The 14,513-nt window shown below is 34.6% G+C and carries 15 protein-coding genes; 8 read left to right on the top strand and 7 right to left on the bottom strand.

The genetic code is table 11. From position 1 onward, the window contains the following. Window positions 1-11 precede the first annotated feature (11 nt). The 3 genes from FFJ24_RS15565 to FFJ24_RS15575 are packed head-to-tail and all read left to right on the top strand — an operon-like array spanning window position 12 to window position 1,710. Complete coding sequence (locus FFJ24_RS15565; protein ID WP_132402533.1) at window positions 12-572, top strand: RNA polymerase sigma factor; 561 nt, start codon at window positions 12-14, stop codon at window positions 570-572. 33 nt (window positions 573-605) lie between these two features. Next, the gene (locus FFJ24_RS15570) at window positions 606-1,262 is read left to right on the top strand and encodes a hypothetical protein (RefSeq protein WP_138818087.1); all 657 of its coding nucleotides are present in this window, start codon (window positions 606-608) and stop codon (window positions 1,260-1,262) included. A gap of 7 nt (window positions 1,263-1,269) precedes the next feature. Next, window positions 1,270-1,710 carry a hypothetical protein gene (locus FFJ24_RS15575; protein WP_138818088.1) on the top strand — a complete coding sequence of 147 codons (441 nt, stop codon included), beginning with the start codon at window positions 1,270-1,272 and terminating at the stop codon, window positions 1,708-1,710. A 52-nt stretch (window positions 1,711-1,762) separates the two neighbouring features. Here the strand turns inward: FFJ24_RS15575 and FFJ24_RS15580 are convergent, their stop codons facing one another. The 4 genes from FFJ24_RS15580 to FFJ24_RS15595 all read right to left on the bottom strand — a co-directional run bounded on the left by FFJ24_RS15580 (window position 1,763) and on the right by FFJ24_RS15595 (window position 6,760). Next, window positions 1,763-4,405, bottom strand: coding sequence for a hypothetical protein (locus FFJ24_RS15580; protein ID WP_138818089.1), 2,643 nt, complete (start codon window positions 4,403-4,405; stop codon window positions 1,763-1,765). Then, window positions 4,405-4,917: a GLPGLI family protein gene (locus FFJ24_RS15585; RefSeq protein ID WP_371717074.1), complete on the bottom strand. Its 513-nt coding sequence runs from the start codon at window positions 4,915-4,917 to the stop codon at window positions 4,405-4,407. Before FFJ24_RS15585 ends, FFJ24_RS15580 begins: the two co-directional genes overlap by 1 nt. 710 nt (window positions 4,918-5,627) lie before the next feature. Beyond that, the gene (locus FFJ24_RS15590) at window positions 5,628-6,380 is read right to left on the bottom strand and encodes a GLPGLI family protein (RefSeq protein ID WP_138818091.1); all 753 of its coding nucleotides are present in this window, start codon (window positions 6,378-6,380) and stop codon (window positions 5,628-5,630) included. A gap of 98 nt (window positions 6,381-6,478) precedes the next feature. After that, window positions 6,479-6,760: a hypothetical protein gene (locus tag FFJ24_RS15595; protein WP_138818092.1), complete on the bottom strand. Its 282-nt coding sequence runs from the start codon at window positions 6,758-6,760 to the stop codon at window positions 6,479-6,481. A 232-nt stretch (window positions 6,761-6,992) separates the two neighbouring features. Here FFJ24_RS15595 and FFJ24_RS15600 point away from each other — a divergent pair, with 232 nt between their 5' ends. From FFJ24_RS15600 to FFJ24_RS15620, 5 genes are all read left to right on the top strand, one after another. Next, the gene (locus FFJ24_RS15600) at window positions 6,993-7,715 is read left to right on the top strand and encodes a LytTR family DNA-binding domain-containing protein (RefSeq protein ID WP_168202490.1); all 723 of its coding nucleotides are present in this window, start codon (window positions 6,993-6,995) and stop codon (window positions 7,713-7,715) included. 17 nt (window positions 7,716-7,732) lie between these two features. Beyond that, complete coding sequence (locus FFJ24_RS15605) at window positions 7,733-8,923, top strand: aspartate aminotransferase family protein (RefSeq protein ID WP_168202491.1); 1,191 nt, start codon at window positions 7,733-7,735, stop codon at window positions 8,921-8,923. A 58-nt stretch (window positions 8,924-8,981) separates the two neighbouring features. Beyond that, complete coding sequence (locus FFJ24_RS15610) at window positions 8,982-9,659, top strand: response regulator transcription factor (RefSeq protein WP_138818094.1); 678 nt, start codon at window positions 8,982-8,984, stop codon at window positions 9,657-9,659. 137 nt (window positions 9,660-9,796) lie between these two features. After that, the gene (locus FFJ24_RS15615; protein WP_138818095.1) at window positions 9,797-11,101 is read left to right on the top strand and encodes a HAMP domain-containing sensor histidine kinase; all 1,305 of its coding nucleotides are present in this window, start codon (window positions 9,797-9,799) and stop codon (window positions 11,099-11,101) included. Between the two features lie 379 nt (window positions 11,102-11,480). After that, window positions 11,481-11,954 (top strand): hypothetical protein, encoded by a 474-nt coding sequence (locus tag FFJ24_RS15620; protein WP_138818096.1) that lies wholly within the window; start codon window positions 11,481-11,483, stop codon window positions 11,952-11,954. 100 nt (window positions 11,955-12,054) lie between these two features. On the opposite strand, the gene FFJ24_RS15625 is transcribed toward FFJ24_RS15620, so the two are convergent. The 3 genes from FFJ24_RS15625 to panB all read right to left on the bottom strand — a co-directional run bounded on the left by FFJ24_RS15625 (window position 12,055) and on the right by panB (window position 14,327). Next, window positions 12,055-12,480, bottom strand: coding sequence for a hypothetical protein (locus FFJ24_RS15625; protein ID WP_138818097.1), 426 nt, complete (start codon window positions 12,478-12,480; stop codon window positions 12,055-12,057). 196 nt (window positions 12,481-12,676) lie between these two features. Next, a complete protein-coding gene (locus FFJ24_RS15630) occupies window positions 12,677-13,363 on the bottom strand; it encodes an RluA family pseudouridine synthase (RefSeq protein ID WP_029274054.1) in 687 nt (228 codons plus the stop codon). A gap of 148 nt (window positions 13,364-13,511) precedes the next feature. Next, on the bottom strand, window positions 13,512-14,327 hold the full coding sequence (gene panB, locus FFJ24_RS15635; RefSeq protein WP_138818098.1) for a 3-methyl-2-oxobutanoate hydroxymethyltransferase: 816 nt from the start codon (window positions 14,325-14,327) through the stop codon (window positions 13,512-13,514). Window positions 14,328-14,513 lie beyond the last annotated feature (186 nt).

Genomic DNA, 14,513 nt, shown 5'->3' on the forward strand with positions numbered 1-14,513 from the left:
TCAAAAAAATAATGAAACAAGTTGAAGATTCAGAAATTCTTGCCATGTTTGCTGTCGAGCATACGCGTAATGAAGCCTTTAACCTGTTACTAAAAAAATACCAGCAAAAAATATATTGGCACATCCGCAGGCTGGTTTTAAACCATGATGACTGCGATGATCTTTTGCAGGAAGTATTTGTTAAAGTTTGGAAAAATCTCGATAAATTTAGAAGCGATTCTCAGCTCTATACGTGGATTTACCGTATTGCGACCAACGAATCGATTACCTTCTTAAATAAGCAAAAGCAGCGTAACAATACACCTTTGGATGAGGTATCATCCGAACTTGCCGATAATCTGGTGGCATCATCATATTTTAACGGCGATAAGCTCGAGCTTAAATTACAAAAAGCAATTCTTACCTTACCTGAGAAACAACGGATTATCTTTAATATGAAATATTTTGATGATATGAAATATGAAGAGATTTCGGAGGTACTGGGAACCTCAGTAGGCGCACTAAAAGCATCATTTCATATTGCTGCAAAAAAAATTGAAGCTTTTATTACAAATGATGAAGTAGACTATTAAACCTTTTCACTTTAATTGTATCATATATCTGTGATGAACGAAAATATAGAAAACAATGATTGGATGAACGAGGCTCCTGTACTTGCGGCTATGGGGAAACGTAATCCTTTCTCCGTTCCTGATGAATATTTCGAAAATAGTGATGAGGCCATTTTTTCTGCCATATTCCTGGATGGATTGAAACAGAAAACCAATAACAATAATTTTGAAGTTCCGCAGCATTACTTTGAAGATTTAACGGAACGAATACAAACCCAGATTGCCCTTACAGAAATGCCTAAGGCAGAAAATACTTTTGCGGTGCCCGAAAATTACTTTGATAATTTACAAAGTAGAATTACGAACAGGATTGCAACATCAGGGCCTAAAAAAGAGGCAAAGATTGTTCCTTTATGGCGACGCAACATTGTTAAATATGCAAGTGCTGCATGTTTTGTTTTAATGGCTTCATTTGGTGTGTATTTTTATCAGAATGGATCATCTGCTACCGTTCAGCAAGCACAATCGGCAGAGGCCGTGAACGAGCAGCTATTGTATGATATTGATGAAAGTACCATCATTGATCATTTAGAATCTCAGAATACCACATCATCAAATATCAAAGCTACTTCTGCCTCAGATACAGAAATGGAAAACTACATCCTGAGCAATTTCTCATCAAATGATTTATCTCAGGAATTAAATAATTAATAAAGAAATGAAGAATTTACTTTTTGTCGCTTTAATGTTTTTATTACCTACTACCCTTTTGGCCCAAAGACCAAAGGCAGAAGAAATAGAATCACTTAAAATAGCTTTTTTTACACAAAAACTGGATTTATCACCTGAAGAGGCCAAAATTTTCTGGCCGATTTATAACGATATGCAGGAAGAGCAAAATGCCCTGCGCAAAGAGCGCATGCAAAAAATGATCTCTTTCAGAAAAACGACTGAAATTGATAATTTAACAGATGCACAGGTACAGAGCTTAATTACCAGCGAATTTGATTTTAAACAAAGAGATCTTAATCTCGATAAAAAATATTACAACAAACTTAAAGCAGTATTGCCCATAAAAGTTGTTGGAAAGTTTTACCGGGCTCAGGAAGGTTTTAAACGAGAGTTACTCAACCGGTTTAAAGGCGGCCAAAAGCAATAAATAAAAAGACTTACAGTAATGTAGGTCTTTTTTTGTTTTAAAAGCAAGTGAACTACTTTATAGACATCGACACATTAAGCATAATGTACCTGCCCAAAATCGATGATGAATAATTTGAAGAAGATACCTCACTAATATTCAAATTGTTGAAAGCTTTAAGATTCGCCAGATTTTTCCCTTGAATACAATATTTAAAACTTCCTTTTGAAGGATTATATTGAAATTCCGTATCAATCAGGTTAAAGTTCTGACCATTCATTCTATACATATTATATGATGAAAAATTAAAAATCTGATCACTGATTTTACACCTATATTCTAAACTATATTTATAAGCGTTACTTGCTGCAATTTTAATACCCTCATTTTTTGTTCTATTTAACATCAATTCCGTACCAATTCCAAAATTAACCGGCAGATCAAAACCTGTATTAATTTTAGCGTTTAGCGAGTGATTAATAGAAGTATATTTTTTCACACCACTACCAAATTGACTATAATAATTTGTAATAGAAGGCGCATAACTTCCTGTTAATGTAATATAAAGTAATGGAATGAATTTTTTAGTATTAATATTGGCATTAAAAGCTTTAATTCCTTTATATGGTTGTTTTTCAGAGTAATTCAAAGTGTTTTGGAAGAAATTGGTATACAAAAATCCGTTTCTACTGTAACTTCCATTTAAAGCAATATTTATAATGAAATAACTATTAAAAAAATCATTATAACCATAACTTAAACCTGCTGAATGAGTATTATAGTTATAAAAATTGGTTAAACCACTATTAAAATTTCTAATGTCGGTAAGAATATAATTTTCGTAGTACTCGATAGGCTGTGGATTATTATTTTTATAATTATACGTTAATGATATATTTTGGACCTGGTTAGGTCTGTATGATAATGATAAACTTGGTTCTAAAATTAAATAGGTACTATCCTTACCCATGTTTTGCAAAAACTGTAATGTTGATTTTAATTGAGCTGTAACTTTTATAGGCTGATTATCATACACGTATTTTCCATCAATATAACTTTGATTAACTTTAAATAGGTTATTGTTTATAAAATCCCAACCCATCAAAACCTGATTACCCTCATTTATCTTAAATAAATTGGAGTTTATTTTAAAGTGATTTATCTCATTGCCAATATTTAGGTAAAGAAAGTTCTTGTTATACCTTTTTAATCCTTCAAAATCCAATTTCAGTTTAAAGTTTTGATTATTAACCATTTGAATTAGATTTTGAGCACCACTAAATACTGGTATACTCTTGTAAAGTTGAGAGCTTGCATTGTAAATTTGACTTACATCATCAGCTAAAATCCTTGCAGAGAAAAGACAAGCAGTTTTTTGATTTGCCTTAATTGTATATCTTAACTGGCCATTAAAGTTTCGGTTCAAATCTGATTGATTTTGAATAACACTATCGCCCATCATTTCGTTAAAAATAGAAAAGGCAGTACTATTAAATTGTTTTGGTTCTTGTTTATAGACCAATTTAGCCCAGAAACGAGCATTTTTTTTAACAAGATAATCCACACTAAAATCACCCTTAAATGTTTTATTTAAACTCGTTCGATTATCGTTATCTTCTGTATAGATAGAATTTGGTGGGAAATAGGTATTCTGTACTGATGTTTGTCCAAACAATTTACTCCAAGAATAAAAAAGCGAATAATTAATTTTAAATCTATCTGTTATCCTGGTTATTGCATTTAAACTCCCTTGAGTTGTATTATTTATAGTGTAAAGGGTTGCATCAAAAGGATTATAAGTACCAATTTCATGTTTGATAATTTGGTTATTGCCAGTAAATTTTCTATTCTCATCCACTAAATTCAAAATATTACTGTTCAATTCCCCATTTAAGTTACTGTGATTTACGAAAGCAAATGCTTTGGTTTTATCTATAAATGAAATAAGATTAGTGGAAATTTGTCGTCTCTCGATCGTTCCAAGTCCGACATCCACACTTCCAATGATTTTCTTTGCTTTTTTATTCTTGACTTTCAGGTTAAGAACGATATCATCACTATTAATAATGCCTTTAAGTAAATTATCCTCAACATAATGCTCCAATGCCTGTACTTCTTCAACAAATTCGGGTTTAAGGTTTTTGGTAATAGCTTTATAACCTTCCCCGGTCAAATCATCACCTTCCAATAATACCCGGCTAATTTTTTTGCCCTTAAAAAAGATTGTACCATCCTTATTTACTTCCATACCGGGCATCTTTTTTATCACACTTTCCAGGTTTCGATCTTCAGGACTTGTAAAGCGTAAAACATTATATTTAGTAGTGTCATTATTTACCTGTACAGCATTAGGCGCTTTTATATAAATCTCACTAAGTTGTTTTTTATCTTCTATTAATGAGAAATTATGCAGAAATATTGGTTGTTTGAGAAGATCGTTACGGGTGATAATCACAGTATCCCTTTTGTAACCAATGTAGGCAGAAATCAATAAGAATTTATCAGATTGATCTATCTGTCCACCGATATTGAAATGACCGTTACTATCAGAAAAGCCATAAATAAGTAAATCTTGTTGTTTAAAGGTTTTAAGCTGAATAGATGCTGATGCTAATTGTAAATTCCCAGCACTTACTGTTCCTTTTAATTGTACAGATTGAGCAAAAGATAAGTGATAAATAAATATAGAGAAGAGAAATAGAAAATATTTATTCATTAAAATTTCTCTTGTTTTTCCGGCAGGCTGATGCTGTTTATACCATAAGCCTCGTTAGCTTCAGTAACTACTACTCGACTCATTTTTTTATAGCTCTCTATCTTAGTATTATAGATATCTATAAATCCTTTATGTGATAAAGGTTTATCAAAATTATAAATTTGAGGAGTGTCTACAAGTCTTTCATCAAATTTTGCTTTTAAAGCAATCACACCACGTTCATAAACATATTTATTTTCGCAGTCGCTCACTTTAATAATTAGGCCAGGTAAACCACCAAATTTCAAAGGCCCTAATGGCAAAGGTATTGACTCAGCAAACCAGGCGGTATAATTTCTGCCTCTAAAATTCAAAGTGGCTTTGGTACAATTATAATTTGATATTTTTTGATGTTCTGTTGTTACATTCCATCTTAAGTTATTTAAATTGTCACTAATTAAATACAATTTAAATAATATATTATCTGCAAGAATCATCTTATTGTCTGCTATATCTTTGAAATAAATGGCAATCTTTTTGAATTGGTAAACTTAACAGCTTTAACTTTCCTTATGTTTCATTTTGAATTATGGTATCTCTATAATTCGCTTTGTATTTGGGAATACCAAATACAATTGACTTTTTCGCTGTAAAATAAGTTATAAAGTTGACCTCATCTGTACTTTTAGCTAGGCTTTCAGTTAACTTATAATTCAGAGTTCATGAGAATTGTGCCATCAACAAAAAAGGGAAAATGCAAAAAAAGCTGATAATAAATTAAACTTTTTAAATGACATGTAAATTGGCTTTAATAATAAACCTATCCGAAAAATAAAGCTAAACATAACTTTTGGAAAATTTAAGAATTCTAAACTCCTATCTTTCCAAGAAGTTTGCAAGATAAATAACATTATGAATACACTTAATTCTTTTACTCTCCTATCATTTTCCACCTAAAGTTATTGAGAATATATGTTATCAAAAATTTTCTACACCCCAATAAATTTAACTACTAACAATCACTTCAATTCCAACTCTCTAGACAAAAGATAATTTCTTATTTACGCGGAAATTTTATCAACTACAATTAATTAGTCCATTACTCAGACCAATAATAAACCAGGGATAAAAAAATTAGTGACCCTGAGATATCGTTGGCAAATAGTACATTTTTAGTTTTATGAAAACTCTTCGTTTTCATACTTTTTGTTTTGACCCCGAGGCAAGCCTCGAAGTATTCTCATTAAAATAACTCCATTTTAGGTGGCAGCATTATCCCTCTTGAGACCCATCCCCCATCTTTTCCAGTTTCAACCACTTTTGCCATTTTTTTATTATTTGCAACCATTCTGTTATATAATGCGATAAATTGCTTGTGAGAAATTCCTTTATCTTCGTTATACTCTCTAGGGATAGCAACTGTACTTTTATCAAATTTTGCTTTTAAAGTTATTCCCGTTAATTCCCAGCTAAAAATCGACATGCTATCATCAACTTTAACGATCAATCCAGGTAAACCACAAAACTTCCATGGGCCATTTTGAATAGGAATGTCTTCAGTAAACCATGCAATATAATTTCTACCCCTAAATTGCACTTGAGCTTTCGTACAATTGAATTTCATAATCTTCTTTTTTTCCCTCGTAATAGTCCACTTAAAATTCAATAAAGTATCCATTATTAGTTTTGTTTTAGCACCTAAATAATCTGCTGTAACTAGTTTTTTTTCATTAAAATCCTTATAAACAAATGGTTCCTTACCCTCTACAATTAACATTCCGGTATTATCATTAACTTCACCAGACTTAAGATTGGACTTAACTCCCAATTCTATTGATTTAAAATCATTAAAATAAACAATATAATTTGCCATACTTGGCATTAAATTGTCATTAACAGTATATCTATAGGTTATTGCGCCCTTTGTTTGTGCTTTTGTAACTATAGCTATGAGCGTTAAAAAAACACAAGAAAATATTTTATTAGTTAAATTCATGAATTATGTTAATAACATTAAAAGATCTGAATTATTAATATCTTAATCAGTCATTTTAATTTGCATAATTAAAATGACTGATTAGAAGCTTAAATCCACTATGGGGTATCTGCTACCGGAACTGGTACATCCTCAGTTCCTTCCGCAGTGTCATCTTGTACAGGTAATAGTTCAGCCTTTGCCATATCCTTTGCCTGGGACATAGCTAGCTGACATGTACTAGCTGAATTAATTATAACTATTGTTCTATAATTAACTCCGGCATTATTAAAAACTTTTAAATAATAGGTTGCTGTACAATTTCTCATTTTCAAGATTATACTAGCAAAAACACTTGCGCTCATCAAGCACATCATAATTACAACTAAAATTTTCTTCATTTTTTTAAGATTTAAGGTTAATTTATTTGATTAATTATCCTCAAACTTCATTTATTAAAATTTAAAATAAAATTTTTTAAATCAATAACCATCTAGTTGACATCAACAACCATCAAGGCGACATGAACGACCATTTTTATATTTTATGTATTATCATTTGGAACTACGTAACATAACTATTACTTTAGGTTTAAATTATCTCAAAATAACTAACGCTCTAATATTTAAGAAAATGTATACTTGTCTCGCTATTGACGATGAATCTTCAGCTATAGAAATCATTACCGATTATGTTGCCGCACTGCCTCAGTTTAAATTGCTAAAATCATATAGCATTGCTGAAACTGCACTCAAAGAAATCGAAAACCTTAAAAAACCGGTTGATGTAATCTTTATGGATATTGAAATGCCAAATATGAACGGCCTCGAACTGGCCAAACTAATCAAACACAAAACCAATAAATTGGTGTTTACAACGGCTCATTCAACTTATGCCATCAATGCTTATGAACTGGAAGCAGATGCTTTTTTATTAAAGCCCTTTTCACAAGCAAAATTTGACCAGATAGTAAAAAAATTATTTTCACCATCAGCAAATACACAAACCAATAAAACTGAAGATTTCGTTCTGTTAAAAAGTACCGAACAAAGAAACAGATTTATCAAAATTAAACTGGACAAAATTTATGCAGTGGAAGCACAAGAACGAGTAATCAAAGTTCATTTAGAGCAGGAAACCATCCTCTCCAATTCAAGTTTTGCTGATGCTCTGGTTTTATTACATCCTGAAAAAGGTTTTTCGCAGGTGCACCGGTCATTTATTATTGCAGAAAACCAGATTAAAACGTTAGAAAGATCCTATATCATTCTGAACAATGGTATCAGGATCTCTATCGGCAGGAAGTATCTGGATTTTTATCATAAGATGTCGAAGAAGAAAAAGAATCTTGCGTAAATCCGTACTTTTGTGCCATGCTTACCCAACGTCAGTTGTTTTTACAACACAATGCGCAAACCTCTCCTGAACCTTTAATGCTCGAATTTGTAAGAGCAAAGGGCGTTTATATATACGATGCTGCTGATAAAAAACATTTAGATCTTATTGCCGGTATCGGCGTAAGCAATGTGGGCCACTGCCACCCAGCCGTGGTTAAAGCCATCCAGGACCAGGCCGAAACCTATATGCACCTGATGGTTTATGGCGAATATGTACAAACGCCGCAGGTAAATTTTGCCAGGGCACTTGCCGAAATTTTACCCGAAAGCTTAAGCTGCACCTACTTTTTAAACTCTGGAACCGAGGCTGTGGAAGGTGCCATGAAACTGGCTAAACGCTATACTGGCCGGAAAGGATTTATTGCATGCAAAAATGCTTACCATGGTAGTACGCAAGGTGCAGAAAGTTTAATGGAAAGTGATTCTTATTCTTCTGGCTACGGTCCTTTCTTGCCACATGTAAGTTTTATTGAGCATAACAACCTTGCTGATCTCGAAAAAATCACTACAGAAATCGCTGCTGTTTTTATTGAGCCTATACAAGGCGAAGCCGGAATAAGGGTTGCTGATTTAAATTACATGCGGGCTTTAAGGACTAAATGCACGGAAACAGGTACATTATTAGTTTTCGATGAAATACAATCAGGTTTTGGCCGCAGTGGTAAAATGTTTGCTTTCGAGCATTATAATGTGGCACCTGATGTACTGCTTTTAGCTAAGGGAATTGGTGGTGGAATGCCAATCGGTGCTTTTATCAGTTCACTGGAAATGATGTCGGTATTATCGCACACACCTATTTTGGGCCACATGACTACCTTTGGCGGTCATCCGGTTTGTTGTGCAGCTGGTTTAGCCACTTTAAGAACCTTGGTTGATGGTCATATTGTGGATGAAGTTGAAGAAAAAGGTCAGTTGTTTAAACAGCTTTTAAAACATCCCGCAATTAAAGAAATCAGAGGCAAAGGTTTAATGCTCGCCGTTGAGTTTGAGAATTTCGGGATCAATAAAAAAATCATCGATGCCTGTATTTTAGATGGTGTATTGTCAGACTGGTTTTTACATTGCAGCAATTCTATGCGCATTGCTCCTCCGCTAATTATAACCAAAGAAGAAATTGAAGAAGCCTGTACGATCATTATAAAAAACATTAACTTAGTTGCAGGGTAAAAGCATAGCGTTGAACGCAAAGCGCATGGCGGTTAAACATTAAGACACAGTTAGCAGAATGAACGTACTCATAGTTGAAGATGAAAAGAGCCTGGCGCTCGAAATGGATGAATTCTTAAGTAAAGAAGGATTTATTGTTGAACATGCATGGAAAAAATCTTCTGCAGAAGAAAAGATATTTGTTAACAGTTACGATTTCATTTTACTCGATCTGGGCTTACCTGATGGTGATGGTTTTGATATTTTGAAACAGCTGAAAGCCATGAAAGACCGCGATGATGCCGTAATCATTTTAACTGCGCGTAGCGCTGTTGATGACCGGATTAAAGGCCTTGATGAGGGAGCAGATGATTATTTACCAAAACCATTTTCGCTAAACGAACTTTTAGCGCGTATGCATGCCATTACACGCAGGAAACATAAGCTGGAGAAAAACGAGATCAATGTTCACGATTTTCTGCTTAACATACAGAACAGAACCGTTGCTTTTGGCGAAGAAAGATTAAACTTAACCAAAAAGGAATTCGAGATCTTCAACTACCTGGTGCTGAATAAAAACCGCGTGGTATCTCGCATGAGCTTAACAGAACACGTTTGGGGCGATATCTTAGAAGTAAACTCCGATTCGAACTTTGTTGATGTGCACGTTAAAAACTTACGTAAAAAACTGGCGGCATTAAGCCCTACTGATTGGTTTGAAACGGTGAGAAGTATTGGATACAGAATTAATTGCTAGTGCGTTTAGGGTTGGGCGTTTGGCGGCTGGCCTCCATTTAACCGGATTCAATAATTACCAGATTAACCAACCAATGAACAAATGACTAACGAACGAATGAACCTTTATCCATCTTACATCAAACATCATCCATTTGCATGAAGTTACAGGTAAAGTTTTCTTTATATAATGCAGTAACCAAAATTGCGATTATCCTCGTTTTGGGTTTAATCATTTTGTTTTCGTTAGATAGATTAGCTTATAACCAGCTCGACAACCGTTTAATTAAAAAGAAAAATAAAATTATTGAGCATTTAAATGATGACGAGATCGATAGTCTTTTAAATAAACAACAATCATTTACCGATTATAACATTTTAAAAGAAGAATTTATTGTTTTAACCGACATTCCCGATAATCAACAGGATTCCTCTGCCAAGGTTTTTACCGAAAAAAGAGAGATTGAAGGTGATATAGAAGTCTACAGGATCCTTAACTATAAATTCTCGTATCATACCAACTGGTACAACCTAGAAATTGGAGAGACCATGACTACCCTCCAGTCGATTAAAAATTCAATCCGTTTTTACATGCTGATCGTGTTGGTAGCCGCCCTACTCATTACCTTGGTTGCCGACTTTACCTTTTCCAATTTCTTACTGAAACCATTTTACCTCATTATTGATAAAAAAATCAACCTGGTTGATGATCCATCCCATTACAATTATCAGAATATCCCAACCAGCACCAACGATTTTAAAATCCTTGATAACAGCATCAATTCATTAATGCGAAAAATAAACACCCTTTTCGCCTTAGAAAAACAGTTTATTGCCAATGTTTCGCACGAATTGCTTACCCCTATCTCCATTTTAAGTACACGGTTTGAGAATATGCTGAATACTCCCGATATTCCGGTAGAGCATGAGAATAAAATTTATGCTTCGTTAAAAACATTAAACCGTTTAAAACTGATTATCAACAGCTTACTACTGATTTCAAAAGTGGAGAACAATCAATATTTAAAAACTGAAGAAATTAGCCTCAAGCAGGAAATAACAGATATTCACGAAGACCTGGAAGACCGCATCATCGATAAAAACATTATTTATCAGGCCAATCTTACCAACGATTTCCATTTTACGGGCAATAAAGCCTTAATCCACACACTTCTGATCAACATTATCAATAATGCGATCAAATACAATGTTGACGGCGGTTCGATAACCATTACAGATAAAACAGAGGCTGAAAACTACATACTCACCATCAGCGATACCGGATCGGGTATGAGCGCTGAGCTTGTCGAAAATGCCTTCGACCGCTTTAAACGTGGAAACAGCGAAGAAAACGGTTTCGGTTTAGGTTTAGCCATTGTGCAAAGTATAGCCAGGTTCCATAAAATCAAGGTTGATATTAAGTCCACAGAAAACGAAGGAACAAGCATTTCGTTAATTTTCTAAATCTAATTTTCCTTTTCAAATATTCACATATACATCGCTTTTGATCTTTCTTACTAAAACCTCCATCAACTACCTCATATTTAGCGTACCTACTTACCTGAGTTCGGTTATTGAAAGCATATAACTGATCAGTTTTTTTAGAAAATCCAAAGTTATCCCGAAGAGACCGTCTCATAAATTCCGAATTGTCGTCCTGAGCCTGTCCGAAGGACTTAGTTAAATAACTTTTATGTGTTTCGACAGGCTCAACATGACAAAATCTGAGGAGAAATTGCCTTTATGATACAACCTCTTCTTCGGCTATAATACTTTCTATAACGAAACTTATTCTTTTTGGCAGGCGCTTTGCTCCATAATACAAAATCAATCCGATAAGAAAATGAAAAACATGATCCCAGTATTAGGCATTGCCACTTTATTAATGGCTGCATGCCAGGGCGGTACCGCTAAAAAAACACAGGCAAAAATAGACTCTACCATTGTAACTAACGCCGAAACCGCAACAGATTCGGTTCAATGTTATCAATACATTAAAAACCGCGATACGGCTACTCTTTCGCTAAAAAGTGAGAATAACAAAGTAACAGGCACTTTAGGCTATAATTTATACGAAAAAGATAAAAATGCAGGTACTATAGCCGGGATTGTTAAAGGCGATACCATTGTAGCCAATTATACTTTTCAGTCTGAAGGACAAACCTCTGTTAGGGAAGTAGCCTTTTTAAAACAGGGCGCTCAGTTAATTGAAGGTTTTGGCGATGTGCAGGAAGTTAAAGGCGAAACCAGGTACAAAGATATCAGCAAGCTAAAGTTTGATGGATCAATGGCTTTTGGTAAAATTGATTGTAAATAAAATTTCATCATTTCGACCGAAGTGGAGAAATCTGTTGTCTAGTATCATAGATTTCTTGACTCCGCTCGAAATGACGATCTCCTAGTAGTTGGAGTGTTGTTTATCTTACAACATTTTTCGCAGCTTCTGCCCACTCCTCGCTTGCCTTAATCATATATTCAGAATACTTTTGAATTTCATCAGGTTTTAATTTGGCGGCCCAACCTGTTGCCTGATTTGCCCATGCAGTGTATTTATCGCTTATGGCGTTAATTTCTGCTGCATTTTTACTTTTTACAGCTGCAACGTATTCGTCTTTTAATTTGCTATACTCAGCCAAACCTTTATTTACCTCTTCGCTCGAGAAAGTCGGAACTTCAGTTTTAACGGTTTCAGTGGTCGTCGTAGTAACTTTGGTAACAGTATCGCCGTTTACGGCAATTTTGCTCGAATCTTTTGTCGTTTCTGTTTTTTTTGTGCTGTCGCAAGAAACTAATGTAGTAGCCAACAGGCCAACCGTTGCAATAGATAAAATAGTATTTTTCATTGTTTTATATTTTATTTAGAGGTGATGAAGCTATCATCATTTTGTATTTTCCCTGTCGGTTTTGAAAAATCATGATGGTTTCATTTTTTGATTTGGTTTTAGCCTGAAGATGACTAAATATTGTGCCAAATCATAAAAAACCCGGTTAAATACTCAACCGGGTCTCCTTTAATACTTATTGTATGGTGATTACTACCTATAAATCTTCAAACCGTTCCCAAAAACCGTCAACTGGTAATTTGGCGAATATGTTTACAGGTTCTTTTTTTACCGGATGTATAAACTGTAAGCGACGGGCATGCAGGCAAATACTTCCTTTTCTGCTTCCTCGCGGATAACCATATTTATTATCACCCATAATCGGACAGCCCATTGAGGATAGCTGAACCCTGATCTGGTGCGAACGGCCCGTTAAAGGATCTACCTCCAACAGGTAGTAATCGCCTACTTTTGCTTTCACTTTATAAGAAAGCTCAGCCCGCTGGCTGCCGGTAACTTCCGTATTATAATAAGAAACCACATTTTTTTGTGGGTTTTTAACCAGCCAATGGATCAAAGTAGCTGATTCCTTTTCAGGTTTATTCTTGACTACCGCCCAATAGGTTTTCTTTACTTCCCTGTTTTTGAAAGCAGCATTCATCCGTTCTAAAGCCTTACTGGTTTTAGCAAATAAGATTACACCACTTACGGGCCTGTCTAAACGGTGTACTACCCCTAAAAAAGCACCATTAGGTTTGTTGTATTTTTTAGCGATATATTTTTTTACCTGTTCATCCAAAGGTTCATCCCCAGTTTCATCAACCTGTACGATATCACCCGCCCTTTTATTAATAGCGATTAAATGATTGTCTTCAAAAAGGATGTCGTTATCGGTAATTGGCATCGGTTAGTTTATTGGTTCATTCGTTATTAGTTCATTTGACCAAGCAAATCGTCTATTGCGAATCTATTGGTTAATTTGTTAGTTGTTTAAGCTGGATAGTTTATCTGCGCTTGAAAAAACTCCAAACTCAAAACGCCCAGCTCCAAACTTAGTATTGTTCTTTCTCGTTCGGGAAATCGTTTCCTTTCACATCCCGGATATAAGATTGCGCCGCGCCTAAAATTTCGTCATACAGATTGATATACTGGCGTAAAAAGCGTGGTTTAAATCCTTTGGTTAAACCAATCATATCATTTACTACCAAAACCTGTCCATCACAGTTTGGTCCGGCACCAATGCCAATAGTTGGAATATGCAGACTTTCTGTAACTTCTTTGCCTAGAGCGGCAGGAATTTTCTCTAATACGATTGCAAAACAACCAGCAGCCTGTAAGGCTAAAACATCTGTTTTTAACTTATTTGCTTCTTCTTCTTCCTTTGCACGAACGGTATAGGTTCCAAATTTATAAATCGACTGAGGTGTTAAACCCAGGTGTCCCATTACCGGAATTCCTGCTGTAATGATACGTTGAACCGATTCAATAATTTCTTCGCCGCCCTCTAATTTAACACCGTGTGCTCCTGATTCTTTCATAATCCTGATCGCTGAGTTCAAAGCTTCTTTCGAGTTTCCCTGATAGGAACCGAAAGGTAAATCAACTACAACAAAAGCACGTTTAACTGCTCTGATTACAGATGCAGCGTGATAAATCATCTGATCCAGGGTTATAGGTAAAGTTGTTTCATGACCAGCCATTACATTCGATGCAGAATCACCAACCAATAAAACGTCTAATCCTGCATCATCCAGAATGGTCGCCATCGAATAATCGTAGGCTGTTAACATCGATATTTTTTCACTACGTTGTTTCATTTCTTGTAAAATGTGTGTAGTGATGCGTTTGATTTCTTTATGTACCGACATGAGATTTGTTTTGTTGCCAAAAGTATTGTTTTTTCTTTAATTAAGCCGAAAGACCAAAGTTAAAAGACCAAAGCAATCTCAGGCTAAAATCATTTTTTATACAAATCAGTTCCCTTGCTTTCAGCTTTAGTCTTTAAACTTTCAGCTTATGCTTTATTTCACTTTTCTCTTTACATTGCCAATCTT

Origin of the sequence: Pedobacter sp. KBS0701, from assembly GCF_005938645.2 — a bacterium.
In the GTDB taxonomy this organism is placed as follows: Bacteria; Bacteroidota; Bacteroidia; order Sphingobacteriales; family Sphingobacteriaceae; genus Pedobacter.

What these genes read in the sequence shown, in the direction of transcription:
- FFJ24_RS15565 (WP_132402533.1), top strand. Translation starts at nt 12, where the DNA reads ATGAAACAAGTTGAAGATTCAGAAATTCTTGCCATGTTTGCTGTCGAG.
- FFJ24_RS15570 (WP_138818087.1), top strand. Translation starts at nt 606, where the DNA reads ATGAACGAAAATATAGAAAACAATGATTGGATGAACGAGGCTCCTGTA.
- FFJ24_RS15575 (WP_138818088.1), top strand. Translation starts at nt 1,270, where the DNA reads ATGAAGAATTTACTTTTTGTCGCTTTAATGTTTTTATTACCTACTACC.
- FFJ24_RS15580 (WP_138818089.1), bottom strand. Translation starts at nt 4,405, where the DNA reads ATGAATAAATATTTTCTATTTCTCTTCTCTATATTTATTTATCACTTA.
- FFJ24_RS15590 (WP_138818091.1), bottom strand. Translation starts at nt 6,380, where the DNA reads ATGAATTTAACTAATAAAATATTTTCTTGTGTTTTTTTAACGCTCATA.
- FFJ24_RS15595 (WP_138818092.1), bottom strand. Translation starts at nt 6,760, where the DNA reads ATGAAGAAAATTTTAGTTGTAATTATGATGTGCTTGATGAGCGCAAGT.
- FFJ24_RS15600 (WP_168202490.1), top strand. Translation starts at nt 6,993, where the DNA reads ATGTATACTTGTCTCGCTATTGACGATGAATCTTCAGCTATAGAAATC.
- FFJ24_RS15605 (WP_168202491.1), top strand. Translation starts at nt 7,733, where the DNA reads ATGCTTACCCAACGTCAGTTGTTTTTACAACACAATGCGCAAACCTCT.
- FFJ24_RS15610 (WP_138818094.1), top strand. Translation starts at nt 8,982, where the DNA reads ATGAACGTACTCATAGTTGAAGATGAAAAGAGCCTGGCGCTCGAAATG.
- FFJ24_RS15615 (WP_138818095.1), top strand. Translation starts at nt 9,797, where the DNA reads ATGAAGTTACAGGTAAAGTTTTCTTTATATAATGCAGTAACCAAAATT.
- FFJ24_RS15620 (WP_138818096.1), top strand. Translation starts at nt 11,481, where the DNA reads ATGAAAAACATGATCCCAGTATTAGGCATTGCCACTTTATTAATGGCT.
- FFJ24_RS15625 (WP_138818097.1), bottom strand. Translation starts at nt 12,480, where the DNA reads ATGAAAAATACTATTTTATCTATTGCAACGGTTGGCCTGTTGGCTACT.
- FFJ24_RS15630 (WP_029274054.1), bottom strand. Translation starts at nt 13,363, where the DNA reads ATGCCAATTACCGATAACGACATCCTTTTTGAAGACAATCATTTAATC.
- panB (WP_138818098.1), bottom strand. Translation starts at nt 14,327, where the DNA reads ATGTCGGTACATAAAGAAATCAAACGCATCACTACACACATTTTACAA.